This is a genomic window from Xanthomonas sp. A1809 (assembly GCF_017746015.1).
Lineage (GTDB): Bacteria > Pseudomonadota > Gammaproteobacteria > Xanthomonadales > Xanthomonadaceae > Xanthomonas > Xanthomonas euvesicatoria.
In genome coordinates, this window is the sequence record NZ_JAGHWZ010000016.1 from 125775 (window position 1) to 143158 (window position 17384).

General features: G+C 59.5%; 14 protein-coding genes and 2 pseudogenes. 12 read left to right on the forward strand and 4 right to left on the reverse strand.

From position 1 onward, the window contains the following. Positions 1–29 precede the first annotated feature (29 nt). The 9 genes from J7396_RS19195 to J7396_RS19235 all read left to right on the forward strand — a co-directional run bounded on the left by J7396_RS19195 (position 30) and on the right by J7396_RS19235 (position 6784). Positions 30–866: a CPBP family intramembrane glutamic endopeptidase gene (locus J7396_RS19195; protein WP_209261922.1), complete on the forward strand. Its 837-nt coding sequence runs from the start codon at positions 30–32 to the stop codon at positions 864–866. 183 nt (positions 867–1049) lie between these two features. Further along, positions 1050–1856: a M48 family metallopeptidase gene (locus J7396_RS19200; protein WP_029818090.1), complete on the forward strand. Its 807-nt coding sequence runs from the start codon at positions 1050–1052 to the stop codon at positions 1854–1856. Positions 1857–2133: 277 nt separating this feature from the next. Continuing rightward, positions 2134–3327, forward strand: a complete 1194-nt coding sequence (locus tag J7396_RS19205) for a tetratricopeptide repeat protein (protein WP_008572970.1) — start codon at positions 2134–2136, stop codon at positions 3325–3327. Between the two features lie 267 nt (positions 3328–3594). Next, positions 3595–4152 (forward strand): energy transducer TonB, encoded by a 558-nt coding sequence (locus J7396_RS19210; RefSeq protein ID WP_003482203.1) that lies wholly within the window; start codon positions 3595–3597, stop codon positions 4150–4152. Between the two features lie 85 nt (positions 4153–4237). Continuing rightward, positions 4238–4999, forward strand: coding sequence for a TonB-system energizer ExbB (gene exbB, locus J7396_RS19215; RefSeq protein WP_005912445.1), 762 nt, complete (start codon positions 4238–4240; stop codon positions 4997–4999). A gap of 46 nt (positions 5000–5045) precedes the next feature. Further along, on the forward strand, positions 5046–5468 hold the full coding sequence (locus tag J7396_RS19220; RefSeq protein WP_005912447.1) for a biopolymer transporter ExbD: 423 nt from the start codon (positions 5046–5048) through the stop codon (positions 5466–5468). 3 nt (positions 5469–5471) lie between these two features. Then, positions 5472–5885, forward strand: a complete 414-nt coding sequence (locus tag J7396_RS19225) for a biopolymer transporter ExbD (RefSeq protein ID WP_005912449.1) — start codon at positions 5472–5474, stop codon at positions 5883–5885. Between the two features lie 246 nt (positions 5886–6131). Further along, complete coding sequence (locus J7396_RS19230; protein ID WP_136733098.1) at positions 6132–6539, forward strand: biopolymer transporter ExbD; 408 nt, start codon at positions 6132–6134, stop codon at positions 6537–6539. 41 nt (positions 6540–6580) lie between these two features. Next, on the forward strand, positions 6581–6784 hold the full coding sequence (locus J7396_RS19235) for a hypothetical protein (RefSeq protein WP_127171063.1): 204 nt from the start codon (positions 6581–6583) through the stop codon (positions 6782–6784). A 9-nt stretch (positions 6785–6793) separates the two neighbouring features. Here the strand turns inward: J7396_RS19235 and J7396_RS19240 are convergent, their stop codons facing one another. The 3 genes from J7396_RS19240 to cls all read right to left on the reverse strand — a co-directional run bounded on the left by J7396_RS19240 (position 6794) and on the right by cls (position 9374). Continuing rightward, a complete protein-coding gene (locus tag J7396_RS19240) occupies positions 6794–7561 on the reverse strand; it encodes a pyridoxine 5'-phosphate synthase (RefSeq protein WP_136733097.1) in 768 nt (255 codons plus the stop codon). A 7-nt stretch (positions 7562–7568) separates the two neighbouring features. Then, complete coding sequence (locus tag J7396_RS19245) at positions 7569–7838, reverse strand: hypothetical protein (RefSeq protein WP_008572960.1); 270 nt, start codon at positions 7836–7838, stop codon at positions 7569–7571. A gap of 75 nt (positions 7839–7913) precedes the next feature. Beyond that, positions 7914–9374: a cardiolipin synthase gene (gene cls / locus J7396_RS19250; protein ID WP_011345777.1), complete on the reverse strand. Its 1461-nt coding sequence runs from the start codon at positions 9372–9374 to the stop codon at positions 7914–7916. Between the two features lie 405 nt (positions 9375–9779). On the opposite strand from cls, the gene J7396_RS19255 reads away from it, so the two are divergent. Both J7396_RS19255 and J7396_RS19260 read left to right on the forward strand, forming a co-directional pair. Next, positions 9780–10505 (forward strand): YafY family protein, encoded by a 726-nt coding sequence (locus tag J7396_RS19255; protein WP_209261923.1) that lies wholly within the window; start codon positions 9780–9782, stop codon positions 10503–10505. Between the two features lie 49 nt (positions 10506–10554). Further along, positions 10555–10917 (forward strand): annotated as a pseudogene (locus J7396_RS19260) (DUF1330 domain-containing protein); the annotation flags it as partial. A gap of 120 nt (positions 10918–11037) precedes the next feature. On the opposite strand, the pseudogene J7396_RS19265 reads toward J7396_RS19260, so the two are convergent. Further along, a pseudogene (locus J7396_RS19265) lies at positions 11038–11871 on the reverse strand (PA0069 family radical SAM protein); the annotation flags it as partial. 516 nt (positions 11872–12387) lie between these two features. Between J7396_RS19265 and J7396_RS19270 the strand changes: the two are divergent. After that, the gene (locus J7396_RS19270) at positions 12388–16953 is read left to right on the forward strand and encodes an AAA family ATPase (protein ID WP_209261924.1); all 4566 of its coding nucleotides are present in this window, start codon (positions 12388–12390) and stop codon (positions 16951–16953) included. The last annotated feature ends 431 nt before the right edge of the window (positions 16954–17384 follow it).

Sequence of the window (17384 nt, forward strand, 5' to 3'; positions counted from 1 at the left end):
TGGCCGGTGCGGTGTTCGCAGGATTGATGATGCGCACCGATCTTCCACCGCCCCCGGCACCATGCACGGTTGCCGGCAAGCCGCCGTTGCTGCCCGTGCTCGTGGGTTTCTGGGTCGACGTGCTCATCGCCGCCGGCCTGCTGTTGACCCTCAGCGTGGCCGGCTTTGCGTTGTGGGGCGCGGTGCGTGGCTTTGGCCACGTACAGGCGGCCAAGGCGCAGGGACTGACTCCCTCGCCCACCGAGGTCATGGCCGCCATTGGCCAACCCGGCGTGATGGTGCAGCTGCTCACCGCCTTGGTCAGCACGGCCACGCCGGCGCTGCTGTTGTACTACTGGCGCCGCCGCGCCACCGCTGCCGAACAGACCGCCTCGCGGGCTGCCGCGCGTCGCGCCTCCACCTGGGGCTGGACCGCGCTGGTCGCCGCCGCAGTGTTCCTGCTCAGCAACCTGGTCAGCGTGGCGGCTTCGGCGTTGGGCATCAAGCCGGTGCCCACCAACCTGCCGTTGATGGAAGACGCGCTCCAGCAGTGGCCGCTGGCACTGACGCTGTTTGCGGTGGTCATCGCGCCGGCTTACGAAGAACTGCTGTTTCGTCGCGTGCTGTTCGGGCGCCTGCTCGCTGCCGGCCGCCCCTGGCTGGGCATCGTGCTGAGCGGGGCGATTTTCGCGCTGGTGCACGAAGTACCCGGCATCAGCGGCAACGGCCCGGCCGCGATCGCGCAGCTGTGGCTGGTGTACGGCAGCATGGGCGCGGCGTTCGCATGGCTGTACTGGCGCACCGGTACGTTATGGGCGCCCATTGCCGCGCATGGCATCAACAACACCACGGCCCTGGCAGCGCTGTACTTTTTCGGGCTTGGCTGAGTCCACAAGCGGTCAGATGCGAGAACCCAGCCGCAGCGGCGCGGCGCCTGGGCACCGGATAAATCCGCACGCTTTGGACAGCCGATCGCCCCGGCCGGGCACGCGTCATCGGCCGCACGGAACCGTTTGACGAAAAGTTAAGACGAGCCTGCCAGAATGCCCCCATGGTTCTAGGGGGATCGAATGAAAGCTAGGCTGTTGATCGTTGTTGCCGTGCTTGCACTGACGGCGTGTGCCACCACAACTTCGCCAACCGGCCGCCGACAGGTGGTGGGCGGGGTATCGCAACAGCAATTGGACCAGTTGGGCGCGCAATCCTTTGCGCAGACCAAGGCCAAGGAAAAAGTCAGCACCGATGGCAAGCAGAACGCCTACGTGCAGTGCGTGGTCAACGCGCTGGTGGCGCAACTGCCGCCGCAATGGCGCGAAACCAAGTGGGAAACCGCGCTGTTCGTGGACAACGAAGCCAATGCTTTCGCCCTGCCTGGTGGCAAGGTCGGTGTCAACACGGGCATTTTTACTGTCGCCAAGACCCAGGATCAGCTCGCCGCCGTGCTCGGGCATGAGATCGGCCATGTCATTTCGCGCCATCACGAAGAGCGCATCACCCGTCAGCTCGGCGCGCAGACGGGCCTGGGCATCATCGGCGCACTCGCCGGCGCTGCCTATGGCGATGGGGCGGCCAATGCAGTCAATCAGGTCGGCGGTATGACTGCCCAGACAGTGTTCCTGCTGCCCGGCTCGCGTACCCAGGAAAGCGAAGCCGATGTGGTCGGCCAACGTCTGATGGCCCAGGCCGGCTTCGATCCGGCGCAGGCGGTGACGCTGTGGCAGAACATGATGGCCGCCAGCGGCAATCGCCAACCGCAGTGGCTGTCGACCCACCCCGACCCTGCCAACCGCATCCGCGAACTGCAGGCCGACGTTGCCCAGCTCGAACCGGTGTACCAGCAGGCCAGGCAGAGCGGGCGCGTGCCGCGTTGTGGCTAGTGCTGCTAACGACATCCGTGCGGCCGCCGTCAACCCGGACGAACACCGATTCGATGCGACGCTTGCTTGCCTCCCCTGGTGGCGTACGCGCCGCTACACCGGTCAAGGTCTGTTAGCGACGCTAAGACATCGGTTCCCTGCTTCTGATTGCCGCAACACAACATGGAAACCGTTTTCGGGAACTGAGACTTTCTGCTAAGTTTGCCGGCTCAGATTTTTCGTACAGCGCCCATTCCGCTTTTCGTACCGCCCGACGGCGGATCGTCCGAGGTGAAACATGAAACTGCTCAACCGCAAGCAAGCCCTGTTGTCCCTGTTCATCGCCGCGTCGCTGGGTGGGGCTGTCGTCACCGATGCGGTCGCGCAGTCGGACCGTTCCTCCGAACGCGCCAGCCGCAAATCCAAAAGCGGCAAGGCCGAGGAGCTGTACCCGCAGTCGACCCGCCAGGCACCGACGATCAAGCCGTCCTCCAAGTTGAGCAGCAAGCTGCAGAAGCTGATCGAAACCTTCAACAAGGGCGAGGACTACCAAGGCGTGCGCACCCAGGCCGATGAGATCCTGGCCAACAGCGCTGCCAACGACGCCGACAAGGCGCTGGCGGCCCAGCTGGCCGCGCAGGCTGCCTACAACCTGGACGACACCGCCGCTGCCAAGAAGTACCTGCAGCAGGCCATCGGCCTGAACGCGCTGGACAACAACGGCCAGTTCCAGTCGATGCTGATGCTGGCGCAGTTGCAGATGCAGGACGACCAGCAGGCCGAGGGTCTGGCCACGCTGGACAAATATCTGGAAGAGAGCAAGTCGCAGCGTCCGGAAGACCTGATCCTCAAGGGCCAGGCGCTGTACCAGACCGAGCGCTACAAGGAAGCCATTCCGGTGTTGAAGCAGGCCATCGCTGCCTCGCCCGAGCCCAAGGACAGCTGGAACCAGCTGCTGATGGCGTCCTACGCCGAAGCTGGCCAGACCGGTGAGGCCGTTGCGGCCGCCGAGGCGCTGGCCGCCAAGACGCCCAACGACAAAAAGGCGCAGCTCAACCTGGCCAACATGTACATGCAGGCCGACCAGATGGACAAGGCCGCAGGCGTGATGGACAAGCTGCGTGCCTCCGGCCAGTTGACCGAAGAAAAGGAATACAAGCAGTTGTATTCCATCTACGCCAACACCGAGAACAAAGAAAAGGACGTCATTGCCGTCATCAATGAGGGTATGCAAAAAGGCATCCTCAAGCCTGATTATCAGACATACCTTGCCCTGGCCCAGTCGTATTACTACAGCGACGATGTCCCGAAGGCGATCGAAAACTGGCAGAAGGCCGCACCGCTTTCCAAGGATGGCGAGACCTATTTGAATCTGGCCAAGGTGCTGCATTCGGAAGGTCGCATCCCCGAGGCCAAGCAGGCCGCACAGCAGGCGATCGCCAAGGGTGTTAAAAAACCCGAAGACGCCAAGAAGATCATCAACCTGAAGTAAAAAAAGAAAATAAACCCCCGAAATCCCTGTGTTTTTAGTGGTTACAGGACTCGGGATTGGTATAAGCTTGGGAGTTCCTGCGGTGTCAAAGCCGTCCGAAAACCTGGGGATCATCACAGTGATCCGGGCCCCCACTGAAAGAGCCATTGGCGCATGACGGAACAACTCGTTATCCACAGGCATGACTACGATGCCGGGAACCAGGGTCTGAGCTGGGCCCGCATTATCGGCATTGCTTTTGTAATTGCTTTGCACCTCACTGCACTGATGATGTTGCTGATCCCTGCAGTGGCGCCGAAGGCTCCGGCAGAGAAGGAGCGCACCACCATGGTCACCTTGGTGGATGCACCGCCTCCTCCCCCGCCGCCGCCGCCGCCGCCGCCGCCGGAAGACAAGCCGCCGCCGCCGGTCAAGAATCTGTCGCCGCCGAAGCCGTCACCGGTTCCGCCGCCGCCGGAAGCTCCGGTGGTCGACGTTCCCGAACCGCGTCCGAGCGATATCGTCACGCCGCCGAGCCCGCCGAGCCCGCCGGCTCCGCCGAGTGACATTGGCGCCAGCGTCGATATCTCGTCCAAGAACATGAACCCGCCGAAGTACCCGCCGGCTGCATTCCGTGCCGGTGTCCAAGGCGAGGTCATCCTGATCGTGGATGTGGATGCCAGCGGCAACGTGACCAACGTGTCGGTCGAAAAGTCCAGCCGCAACCGCGACCTTGACCGTGCCGCGATGGACGCAGCACGCAAGTGGAAGTTCAACGCTTCCACCGTCAACGGGCAGAAAGCCGCCGGACGTGTCCGCGTCCCGGTCAACTTTGCTCTGAACTGATCCCACGGGCCGGCCACGGTCGGCCCAGGATCCTGTCTTCCTTTCGCTCCACCCTTCATCACCACACACAACAAAGGTAAGCGTCATGCTGCAGGAATTCTTTATCGCCGCCGCTGCAGGGGGCTCCAATCCGTCGGCCGCTCTGTCGCAGATGGGCTTCGAGCACTTGATCACCGAAATGACTTCCAGCCCCGGCGACTTCGCCGTGTCCTGGGTCGTGTTGATCACCCTGATCGCCATGTCCGCTGCCTCCTGGTACTGGACTGTCATCAACATCTTCCGTGCCACCCGCCTGAAGAGCGCGGCTGACCGCGTCACCACCGCGTTCTGGGATGCCCCGAATGCACAGGACGCCATCCGCGCCATGGAAGAACAGCCGGCTTCCGAGCCGTTCTCGAAGATCGCGCTGGACGCCGCCCAGGCTGCTGCGCACCACCAGCGTGCCGAAGGCAGCACCGGTGGCCTGGGCGAGAGCCTGAGCCGTTCGGAGTTCGTCGACCGCGCCCTGCGTCAGGCCGTGACCCGCGAAAGCACCAAGCTGCAGTCGGGCATGACCCTGCTGGCCACCGTCGGTGCGACCGCACCGTTCGTCGGTCTGCTCGGTACCGTGTGGGGCATCTACGGCGCGCTGATCAAGATCGGTGCGACCGGTTCGGCCTCCATCGACGCCGTTGCCGGCCCGGTGGGTGAAGCGCTGATCATGACCGCGATCGGCCTGTTCGTCGCGATCCCGGCCGTGTTCGCGTTCAACTTCTTCTCCAAGGTCAACAGCTCGGTGATCGCCAAGTTCGACACCTTTGCCCACGACCTGCACGACTTCTTCGCCACCGGTTCGCGCGTTCGCTAATCCGGTCGTCAAGAACGCCTTCGCAACGATTTAGACGGAGCCCGTTATGGCCTTCAGTAGTGGAAACAGCGGTGGCCCGATGGCCGACATCAACGTGACGCCCCTCGTGGACGTCATGCTGGTGCTGCTGATCATCTTCATCATTACGGCACCGCTGATGTCCCATAAGGTCAAGGTGGAGCTGCCAGAGGCCAACTTGATCCAGAAGGAAGATGCGGAGAAACGCGCCGCGCCGATCACTCTGGCCGTCAAGGAAGATGGGTCGCTGTACTGGAACGACGAGCCGATTTCCAAGGAAGCCCTGGAGTCGCGCCTGTCCACCGCCGCACAGCAGACCCCGCAGCCGCCGCTCAACCTGCGTGGCGACCGCACGACCAAGATGCGTACGATCAACGAGATCACCAAGATCGCGCAGGGTCAGGGCATGCTGGACGTCGGTTTCGTTGCAACCAAAGTGAAGGGGCAGTAAGCCATGGCATTTAGTACTGGTGGAAGCCGTGGGCCGATGGCCGACATCAACGTCACGCCCCTCGTGGACGTGATGCTGGTGCTGCTGATCATCTTCATCGTCACCGCGCCGATCATGACCTACCCGATCGCCGTGGATCTGCCGCAGCGGGTGCTCAACCCGCCACCGCAGACGACCGAACCGCCGCCGCCGATCGAGTTGCGTATCGACGCCAGCAACCAGGTGTTCTGGAACAACAGCCCGACTCCGGTCGATGTGTTGCAACAGAAGATGGAAGAAGTGGTGCAGGCCGATCCGACCAATCAGCCGGAACTGCGCATCGATGCAAATCCGGATGCGGAGTACGAGGTGATGGCCAAGGTGCTGGCCGCTGCGAAGAACTCGCAGATGAAGAAAATCGGCTTCATGCAGCAGTAAACGTATCTGCAAGACCGCAACACAACAGTCATGACGCGACTGCAACGCCACCGGAAACGGTGGCGTTTTTTTATGTGTGCTTCGACCCAAGCGCGTTAATGGCAGCGCTTGTAGACCCTTCAGCGCCCAGCACCCCATTGCCGAGCCGATGCCGTGCCGCCAGCGCACCCGCGTCGAGTTGCCGGTGCAGGTCGCAGGTGTGTGCTCGGCCGTGCAGCACCCACGATCACAGCACGGGAGGCAGTCATGGCTTTCAGTACGACAGGGAATCGGGGACCGCTGGCGGAGATCAATGTCACGCCGCTGGTGGATGTCATGTTGGTGTTGTTGATTATCTTCATCGTCACCGCACCGATGGTGACGCGGACAATCGCGGTGGATCTGCCGCAGCACAGTTCGCAAGTGACCACACGGCCGGAGCCGGCTGCACCAATCGCCTTGCGTGTGGATGCCGACGGACAGCTGTTCTGGAACGCCAACCCGGTGACCTTGCAGCAACTCCAGTCCAGGTTGATCGAGCAGATGCAGGCAACTGCAGGACGTCAGCCGGAACTGCGCATCGCCGCCAGTGGGGACGCCGAGTATGCCGCGGTGGCCAGCGTGCTGGCGGCAGCGAAGAACGCGCAAGTGCAGCGCATCGCCTTTGTGCAGTAGTGTTTGTGCAAGCGCGTATTGCGCTTGGCCACGTGCAGTGCATGCAACAACGCGCGATGCGCGTCGCCCAGGCGCCGCATCGCGGCTTCGGACGCGACAGGCATGGGGAGTTAATCGAGGTTGTTTCTCACCGGCAGCAGCTGGCCGTCGCTAACCAGGCGCTCGTCGTGATGTTCCTGCGTAGCATCCACCACGCGAACGTGGTTGTCGCCAACCCGGGCATCGATCATCGATGCCGACGTTAGCGCATGGACTCAAGCGCTAACGTGGCTGCCACGCAGGATGTCGACGTACGCGCGCACGCTTGCATCCAATCCCTGGTACAAGGCCTCGCTGATCAAGGCGTGGCCGATGGATACTTCCAGCACCCCCGGCACAGCGGCGAGAAAATCGCCCAGGTTGGCTTGCGACAAATCGTGCCCGGCATTGATGCCCAGGCCTGCGGCACTGGCGCGCTGCGCGGCATCGGCGAACAGCGCCAACGTGGCATCGGCCTGGCCGCTGGCGTGCGCGTGGGCATACGGGCCGGTGTACAACTCGATACGGTCCGCACCGAGCGCGGCTGCGCGGGCGATGTCCGGGTTACCCGCATCGACGAACAGGCTGACCCGGCTGCCCAGCTGCTTGAACGCGGTGATCAGCTCGGCGAGCTGCGTGGTGTCCTGCGCAAAATCGAAGCCGTGATCGGAGGTCAGCTGCCCGTCGCCGTCCGGCACCAGGGTGATCTGTTGCGGGCGCGTGGCACGGCACAATTCCAGCAACCCCGGGTAGCCTGCGCGCGGCGGCGCGAAGGGGTTGCCTTCGATATTGAATTCCACCGCCTGCGCGCGCGTGAGTGCACTGAGCGCCAGCACGTCGTCGGCGCGGATATGCCGCTGGTCCGGGCGCGGATGCACAGTGATGCCGTGTGCGCCGGCGGCAATGCAGGCGCGTGCGGCCTGCACCACGTCCGGGTCGGTGCCGCCGCGCGAGTTGCGCAGGACTGCAATCTTGTTGACGTTGACGCTGAGCTGGGTGGTCATGCGGTGATCAGGCCTGCGGCTCGCTGTCACGTGCGGCGGCCAGGGCGGCCGACTTGCGTGCTTCTGCCAGCTCGCGCAGGCGGCGCAGCTCGGCCGGATCGATCATGCTGCTGGTATCGCGTTGGGTGTCGCCCATGCGCGAGGCGAACCAACCGCGCGTCCACAACAGCAGCAGCACCAACGCCACCAGCAGCGAGACCACCAGCAACCACACGTGCGGCGTGCTGAAAGCCAGCACCAGCGCACCCAGTGCCATAAGCAGAAACAGCCAGTGCATGACGCGCTCCCCCGTTGAGTGGCGGCAGTGTAGCGCCGCGCCCGGCGCGGTTCCACGTGGGCGCCTCACCGTTGGTCAGAGCAGCGGCGACAACAGCCGGGCGAAGGCCTCCGGCAGGCGCGAGCGCCATAACGGCCGATGCCGCGCGAATTGCACCTCCTGCGCCTGCTGCAGATCGGTGCCGATCAGCCCGGCCATCTCTGCCGCCACCGCCTGGTCGCGGAACAGCATCGACAACTCGAAATTCAGCCGGAAGCTGCGGCTGTCGAAATTGGCGCTGCCGACGATGCAGACATCGTCGTCGGCCAGCAGCGCCTTGGTGTGCAGCATGCGCGGGCCGTACTCGTAGATGCGGACACCGGCTTCCAGCAACTCGTCGAAATACGAGCGTGCCGCGTAGGTGACCAGGCGCGAATCGCTGACCCGCGGCACCAGCAGGCGCACGTCCAGCCCGCCGAGCGCGGCCGAGGTCAGCGCCATGCGCGCTGCTTCGCCGGGCACGAAGTACGGAGTGACCAGCCACACGCGGTGCTTGGCTTCATGGATGGCGGCGACCATCAGGCGGTGGATCGCTTCCCACGACGAATCCGGCCCGGACACCAGCACCTGCGCATCCACCGTGCCTTGCGCGCGGGTGGGCACATCGTCCGGCCACAGCTGCTGGCCGTGGAAGGCCGCGCGGCCCTGGCCGGTGGCATAGAGCCAGTCCTCCAGGAACACCAGCTGCAGACTGCGCACCACATGGCCTTGCAGGCGCACGTGCAGATCGCGATACGCCTGCTTGCGCACCTGTTCGTTCTCGTCGTCGGTGACGTTGATGCCGCCGGTGAAACCCACGCGGCCATCGATGACGATCACCTTGCGGTGGGTGCGCAGGTTCAACCACGGCCGCTTGAATGGCTTGAGCAATTGCGAGGGATGGAACCAGGCGGTTTCCACCCCGGCCTCGCGCAGCGTGCGCAGTGCGCGTCGGGTCATTGCCGATGAGCCGATCGCATCCATCAGCAGCCGCACCTTGACTCCGGCACGGGCACGTTCCATCAGCGCAGCGCAGATCGCGGTACCGCTGTGGTCGGGCTGGAAGATGTAGTACTCCAGATGGATATGGTCGCGTGCGCCCCGGATCGCTTCGATGATGGCGGCATACGTGGCAGCGCCATCCACCAGCCAGTGCACCTCGGTGGCGCTGCTGGGCGCCAGCCCGGTGGTGGACTGGGCGATCTTGGCCAGCTCGGTACAGTCGGCATCCGGCGGGCAGACGCTGCTGTAGCTCTCCATGCCCGAGCGCGAGCGCCCGCGCCGCAGCCGCTGCCGTTTGACCTTTTGCGGGCCCAGCCAGTAGTAGATCAGCAGCCCCAGGTACGGCAGCGCCGCCAGCGACAACACCCAGCTCAGCGTGGCCACCGGTTCGCGCTTCTGCAGCACGATCCAGCCGGCGATCCACAGCAGATACAGCACATAGGCGGCCAGGAGGAGCGCTTCGAGGTGGGGAATGGTGGCCAGCCACTCCCACGCGCCCTGTGCAAGTGCGAGCATGCGCGGATTCTACGGGGCGCATGCGGTGTTGCGATGATCACTGCCCGCGTGAGCGAGGTGGCGATGGCGGCGGCGGCACGCAAACGCTGCCGATAGCGGCCTGCACGCGCCGGTGCCCTCGAGCCGGCAAGACCTGCCCGTTCTGCAGGCGTCGGTCGCGTGCCCGGGCGCTTCCAGCCCTGGATGGCATTCGCCAGAGCGCACTGCAGCGCTGGCGGCCAACCTGCCGGGGAAGCGCCGTGTGGGGCGCCGATACCGCGTTGCGCGCCGTGCCCAGGCGGCAAGCCTGGCCGCAGCGCACGCGGTGTCTCCACGCGCCATAGGACGCTTCGCACTCACCCCAAAGTACATGACACGCTCTAGGATGAGCGCCGGAATGCAAGGCTGTCGCGCGAAGGCTGATGGATGTCCAGGACAACCCGCCTGTTTGAACTGCTTGGCCTGCTGCGCGCGCACAGACGGCCGGTGTCGGCAGCTGCGCTGGCGTCCGAGTTGGGGGTATCGCAGCGAAGCGTCTACCGGGATATCGACACCTTGCGCGCGCTCGGTGCGCCGTTGGAGGGCCAAGCCGGCGTTGGCTATTACCTGAAGCCGGGATTCTTCCTGCCATCGCTGGCGTTTTCGCAGGAGGAACTGGATGCGGTCATGCTGGGCCTGGATTGGGTCAAACAACGCGCCGATCCTGCCTTGGCCAGATGTGGTGAAAGCGCCCTGGCGAAGATCTTGTCTGCCAGAAGGCACGGCGATGGCGTCGGCACAGACATGGCGCCAGCGGCGATTCTGACCGCCGCTTCCACATCCGAGTCGGTCGATCATCCGCAGACCGCCGTGTTGCGCGAGGCCATTCGGCGGCAATGCAAACTGGCGATCGGCTATGTCGATGCGCACGACACGCCCTCCGAGCGCATCGTCTGGCCGATCGCCCTGGTGTATTTCGACGACGTACGCGTCCTGGCGGCCTGGTGCGAGCGCCGCTGCGCGTTCCGGCATTTTCGTGTCGATCGGTTGCAGGTGCGGGCACTGCTGCAAACGCGTTACCCGCACTCGCGCCAGGCGTTGGTGAAGCAATGGCGAGAGCAGGACCGCGACTGGCGTTCGCTACTGACAGTTTCTGACAGGCCGCAACGCTAGCGTGTGTTGGCCGCTTCCACTGCGAGGAAGCCAGACCAAGGAGACTGACATGGTTGCGTTTTTACCCGATGCGCTCGGTGCGTTCCTGGATGACGAGGACACCTCGGCAATCGTCATGTTGAACCTGATTCGCTTCCAGGCCGATGGTGGCCGCGAGCGCTATCACCAGTACCTGCGGTTGGCCACGCCCATCCTGGCCCGGTTCGGCGCGCACATCGTCTTCAGTGGCGATGGCCTGCCGGTGCTGACCGCGGGCCAGGCACAGCCGTGGGATGCGGTCACGCTGGTGCAGTATCCGGGTCGATCCGCCTTCAAGCAGATGATTGCCGATGCGGAGTATCAGCACGCCTTCGAGGTGGGACGTTCGGCAATTGCCGAGATCGTGCTGCAACCCTTCCACGGCATCAGGTTGCAGCCTTCTGCTGGACGCGTTGCAGCGCGTTTGCCGGCGCTGGCGCATTGGTCCTGCTGCCGAACGCGTTGCCTGCGCGTCGGGGCCAAGGCCACTGCAGGCAGCGCGGACCCGGCAGGATCAAAACAAGTCCAGCTGCGGCGTGTCCGGTCTGGGTGGACGGAACTGCGTGGTATCGAGCCTGGGCAGCCGCCCGAATCCAAGGCGCCGATACGCGATGGAAAACCGCTGCGCGATCAGTTCTGCAAACGGGCCTTCGCCGACCATGCGCTTGCCGAAGCGGCTGTCGTAGTCCTTGCCGCCGCGCATCTGCTGGATCAGGCTCATGACATGCTTGGCACGATCGGGATAGTGCAGCTCGAGCCACTCGCGCCATAACTGGGTGAGCTCGTGCGGCAGGCGCAGCAACACGTAGCCGGCCGAACGTGCGCCGTGGGCTGCTGCCGCGTCCAGGATGCGCTCCAGTTCCTTGTCGTTGATCATCGGGATGACCGGAGCGACCAGCACGCCCACCGGTACGCCGGCAGCGTGCAGCGCCTGCATCGCGCGCAGTCGCGCGTGCGGCGCGGCGGCGCGCGGCTCCATCTTGGCCGCGAGGCGATTGTCGAGCGTGGTGACCGAGAAATACACCGACACCAGGTTGTGCTGCGCCATCTCGGCCAGCACATCGATGTCGCGTTCGATCAACGCTGCCTTGGTCACGAAGCTGACCGGGTGACGGGCCTGCGCAAGCACTTGCAGGCATTGCCGGGAAATGTGCAGGCGCCGCTCGGTGGGCTGGTAGGCGTCGGTATTGATCCCCAACGCGATCGGCGAGCACTGGTAGGACGGGCGTGCGATCTCTGCGCGCAGCAGCGCTGCCGCATTCGGCTTGGCGAAGATCCGCGTTTCGAAATCCAGCCCTGGCGACAGATCCAGATACGCGTGCGAGGGCCTGGCAAAGCAGTACACGCAGCAACACTGTATGGAGACTTTGCTCTTTTGTTCAGTTGCTTTGGTGGGTCAACGGCGATATCTGGGGTTGGCATCTGGGCAAAGTGCGCAAGATCGGACTGGGTTCATCCAAGGCTAATGGTCGCAAGTACCGCCCGTAAGGGGGGTTGGGGCAGGTTTCAAGTTCCCTTGATATGACCATCTCGATCGTGGGTGACAGGCACCCGGAAACAAGTTTTTTAGGCTGTGCGGCAAGATGAGCCACTAGGCAGTAGATACCTTCACTCCCTGAGCCAAGTCTTATCCATTGGGACTGTTATCACTTCCGCGAATTCGTCGTTCGATACATTGTTCAATCCCTGTCTCTTCCTACGCAATCTGCTTCTCGGTGAAACGAGACTTTTTCATCGCTTGACTCCTCGTGAAGACGGGAACTCATGCCAGCGAAGTGTCTACTTGACGAACCAGTTTTGTGGGGAGGCAGTCTCCCCCGCCCCAAGAATACGGAGTAAAATCGAGGAAAACGGAATTTAATCGATGAGCACTTCAGGTATACGATCAAACCGAGGCGACAGCTACCAGACTCTGGTAGCACTGGACTGGGCATTGACGGTTATATCCGATCCAAACTTTGTCTGGATCGAGATTGATTCAGTGGCATATACCGTTGACGATGTCGTAATTGGAAAGGCAGACGGCACTCTAATAGCCTGCCAATGCAAGAAGAACCAAATTGACTCGAGGGCTTGGTCGATTGCAGACCTTGGCGACGAGTTAGATAAGTCCTTCATCCTACTTGCTCGGGACGCTGGCGTCGAAGTGCGCTTCTACTCCCGCAACAACTTCGGCGATCTGGCAAAGCTGCGAGAGCACAGTACCACACAGGATTGTGAAGCAAGCTATCGTTCCAGCCTGACTAAATCAATCGAGGCAACCGACGCTCAACTGACCGAAAAGCTGAAAGGCGCCTCGTCGAGTCTTTCTTCATATGAATTCCTCAAGCGCACAAAGTTTGTCACTACTGATGAACTGGAGCGTATGACAGAGCTTTTGCATGAACGATTGCGTGGCATGGCAAGCAATCCAAAGTCTGCGTTTAATCATCTTTGGACGCATCTTAATCGATTGGGCGCACGCATTGAGGGTAATTGCACCGCTGCCAATCGGCATAGACTCACCAAAGATGATCTTAAAGCCATCGTACACGAGGCCGGCGCCCTATTAGTTCCGCCACTTGACCTAGCGGAAGTGCGTTCGTCATTCGCCAGTACCTCTGCGATAGGCAGGTCCTGGCGTAGAGAAATCTCTGGCAGAAGACTTGCTGTGCCTACGCCTGATCTGCTACTTGCCGCAATTTTCGAAGGAAATAGGGCGATCTTGCTCACAGGCCTGCCTGGATCAGGGAAAACATGCGTAATGCTGGACCTGCAGGAGAAGCTTGAAGAAAGAGCCGGACTTGACCCCGGTATCGTTCCAATCTTCATTCAATCAAGAGAATTTGCTGATATTTCAAGTTCACAGGACCGGCAATCTTTCGGCCTGCATGAGCAGTGGGTAGAGCGAGTCGCGCGTTTGGCGGAAAGCGCACACGTAATTGTGGTCATTGATTCGCTGGATGTTCTCTCAATCGCTCGTGATCACAGGGTCCTCGGCTATTTCTTAGGTCAAATTGATCGCCTTCTATTGATTCCATCTGTGACGGTAGTGACATCCTGTCGAAACTTTGATAGGCATTACGATCGCCGAATCGCGGAAAGGCAGTGGGATTACGAGATAGATTGCAATATTTTAGATTGGGACTCTGCAATCAAGCCTTTGCTTGATGATCTAGGTATATCCACAGAGTCCATCGATGACCTGACGCGCGGTCTGATAACCAATCCGCGAGAGCTAACTCTCTTTGTGGAACTGGCGCGGCATCAGGGAAGCTTCAACGTCGTGACGAGTCACGGACTAGCGCAGCGTTATCTACATACAATTGTCCAAAACGACTCAGCGCTAGGCGACACCGCGATGCAAGCTATTGAGGCCATAGCCTCGGATATGCTGAACTCGCGCAGCCTTACAATTCCCTACCAACGTTTCCGTGCATCTCAAGATGTTCTAAGAGGCCTACTCAGTCTTAATATCCTTTGTGAAACGCAAGATCACAAGATAACGTTCGGCCATCAAACATTGTTAGATGTACTGGTTATCAGCGGGGCAATCAGAAACGGGGTTTCTCTCAATGAATTTATTGGTAGCCTACCCCCAGTTCCATTTATCCGCCCCAGCATTAGAAGCTTTGTCTCGGAGCTAGCCCTTGGCGGGCGCCGTGAGTTCAGGAGGCAGGTGCGCGCAGTTCTTCAAGGCGATTCAGCCTTTCATATCAGACGATTGGTTGCTGAATCTTTCGCTGAGCAAACCCCTCATGATGAGGACTGGCCACTGGTGCGCGAGCTCCGTAGGAACCATGGTGAGATATTCCAGGTCATTTATGCATCCAATAAGTTAGATTGGCATTTTTTTTGGCTTAGAAACTTGGTTCCAGAGATGAGACTTGCCATGGAGTCCGATGAGATGACTAGGCATGTGCATCGAATATCGCAGTGGTCAAATGTAGACACTAGAGGTGTTGTGCAGTTCTGGACCGAGGCGCTGTCATTGAATTGGCTGGACCAGAAAAGCATTTCAGAGTATCTTGGATACCACCTTTCAAGCGTCTCTTCGAGTGAATTAAATCTCCTCGTACCGATTCTAGAAAAACTAATTCTCCTTCCACGCGCCGAGCACAGCTCTCTAGGCCCAACTATCGCGCGATCGGTCGATGCTGGCGTCATGGATGATTCGATGCTGTGGAAGTATATTGCGGGAGAGATCGAAGAATCTAATCTGCTCAGCTACAAATTTGATGGCAAGTTGCGATGTGACATGCATGAATTTGGCGATCCAGATAAAAATTTTCTTCGCCAGCGAATGATCAAATCAACCGCGCTACTGGATCTCGCGTTAGATAACTTGGAAAGATGGAGTGATTATCGAGAATCACGCCGTGGTGATTTGCGCAAAAGCTATCGTCACGGATTTCTAGATCAGACATCATACGCATCGACTCATAGCCAGACGGATTTGCGACATTCGGATAGCTTGGATGTTCTTCTGGATGCGATAGAGCACTCCGTCATGGTTCAAGCGAGTGAAAACTCTAACTGGTGGGTAGAAAATTCCGAGCGCGTTTGCAGTAGCCACGAGGGCGCGCTCGCATATATCGCCATACTAGCCTGCAGAACGGCCGCAGAGAATAATTCTGAGCTAATTGGACGCATGCTCTGCAATAAAGAACTTCTGGAGTTTAAACTTTCATACGAGTTGTCTCTTCTTATCAGCTCAGCATTTATTTATCTTGATGATCTAGTACAGGATGCGGCAATAGAATCTTTCCTATCGGCATGGAATGGTCATGACCTTGAAAACTCGCACGGACATTGGATAATAAGAAAGCGGGTTGAGTTGATTGCAGCGATTCCATGTCATCTTCGTTCTTGCAGTGCTCAGGATTACCTAACTCGCTATGAGATTAGGTCTGGGAAATTTATCCACCAACCAGATATACAAAGGCAAAGCGGGTTTGTAAGCGCGCCGTTCCCTTACGACGTGCTCCTAACTTCCAGCGACGCCGGAATTCTTCGTCTTCTGGCGCATTACGAGGGGCAAAATAGCTGGTTCGACGATCACCTAGTTGGGGGTGAGCGCGAGGTGGGCGGGCAGCTACGCGAGGCATCGTCTCGACATCCAGAGAGATTCTTGAGCTTACTGAGCGCATCTTGGCGTGAGCTAGCCGGAAGGTTCCGAGATGACATCATGGAAGGGGTTTCTAATTATTTGGAACACAGATTCGGTGACTTGCAGGCAAACGCGGGGTGGAACCCTGTATGCGAAGCTAACGAAACAAGATTAGCCAAGCGAATGCTTAGAGAGGTGGAGAGGCATCCTTGTCACTGGCGGCTTAGTCGCTCAGCCGCGAGAGCATTGAAGGCTTGCTCGCATGTTGTCTTTGATTCCGAGACGGCAGAGCGAATAATTTTCCTCGCGATCCAATTTGCAAGCCTTAAAGAGGATAATCCAATCAGCGGTGACGATGCAGATCCTGTTTCGATTGGGATTAACATGAAGAAAGGCGATGTTGCAGACAGCTTAATGATCTTGACGGAAAATCTTATCGATCAAAACGTCAATTATCCCGAAATATTGGTTCCGACTCTTCGCCGCTTCGCCACCGACGAGAACCCCGCCATCCGCTCCCTCATTCTGCGTCGTTTGCCATATATCCAAAGCAAGGACTTTGCTTTGGGCTGGGAACTATTTCATGTCGCGATGAGAGAAGCTGTTGGATTGTGGAGGGTTTCCGAACGATGCCTTTATTATGCTTATTACAAGAATTTTGAGGTAGTGGAGCCACTGCTAGCTAGGTTGCGCGAAGAAGGAAAGGGAAAGCAGCTCAAAACGTGGGGCCGAATTTCAGCATTGGCGGCAATGTCCGACAAGATTAAATTGTCTGAATTTATCAGTGATTTGGTCAATTTGGATGATCCCAGCGCCTGGGATGGGGCGGCCGGCGTGTGGACTAACCTCAATAATTTTCAACAACATAAAGAGCATTGCATTGCCGCGTTGACTGAGGGATTGAGGCTTGATTCTCCTTACATTAACTCAGTTTCTAGACATGTCCCACAGCTTCTAGACGAGAGCGCAGCCACCTTGCTCCTACCAGTTAAGATGATAGAGCTTTTCTTCAAAGCGCTATCAAGTGAGGTAGATAGTGAGCGAAAAAATAGTCTTTACAAATTCCCCGACTGGCTCAGCGTGACCTCTCAGCTTTCCCCCCAAACGGCTCTGTCTGCTGCAGAGTTTTTTCTCTCCTATGCGAAGAAATTCAAATTGCATCTCTATGATCAAAAAAACAGACTCCCTCAGCTTATGACTCGTCTTTTCGCCGAAGCCGAAGATCAAGAAGAAGTAGACAATGGCACTATGTTGAGGAGGGTGGTCACCACTCAGGATCTATTGCTTGAGCTAGGCGTAAACGGTGTAAACGATTGGCTACGCGCCGCCGAGCGACCTTGATGAGTCTGACGCGCCTATCAAAAAAGTTGGGTACTGCGCTACTTTGCAAGCCGATGCGTAGCTTTTCGACGTGTGCAGTACACGCGGCAAGCAGGGCAGAGTTTCGAATCGGCAGCTGCCTTCAAAGATGCCGGATTCGATAAGGAGAGTGAAGTCCGCATGATCATGCACCCGGACAGCACAATATTAGGTACAGACCCAGAAATGGGATACTAATTCCTTATGTTGAAGTCGAGATCCCCGCAGAGGCGATAGTTGGTATCCGTGTTGGCCCCCTTCGAGATCAACACCTAGCTTCCTTGTCCGTGAAGATGTTCATAGGTTCAATTAAGAGCGGCTATCGCCCCGACGGTGGAGATGTTGAGTGGTCTGTACCAGTGGATATATCGAAGACCCCCTATAGGTAGTAGGATCAGTTCAGTACTCTTAGC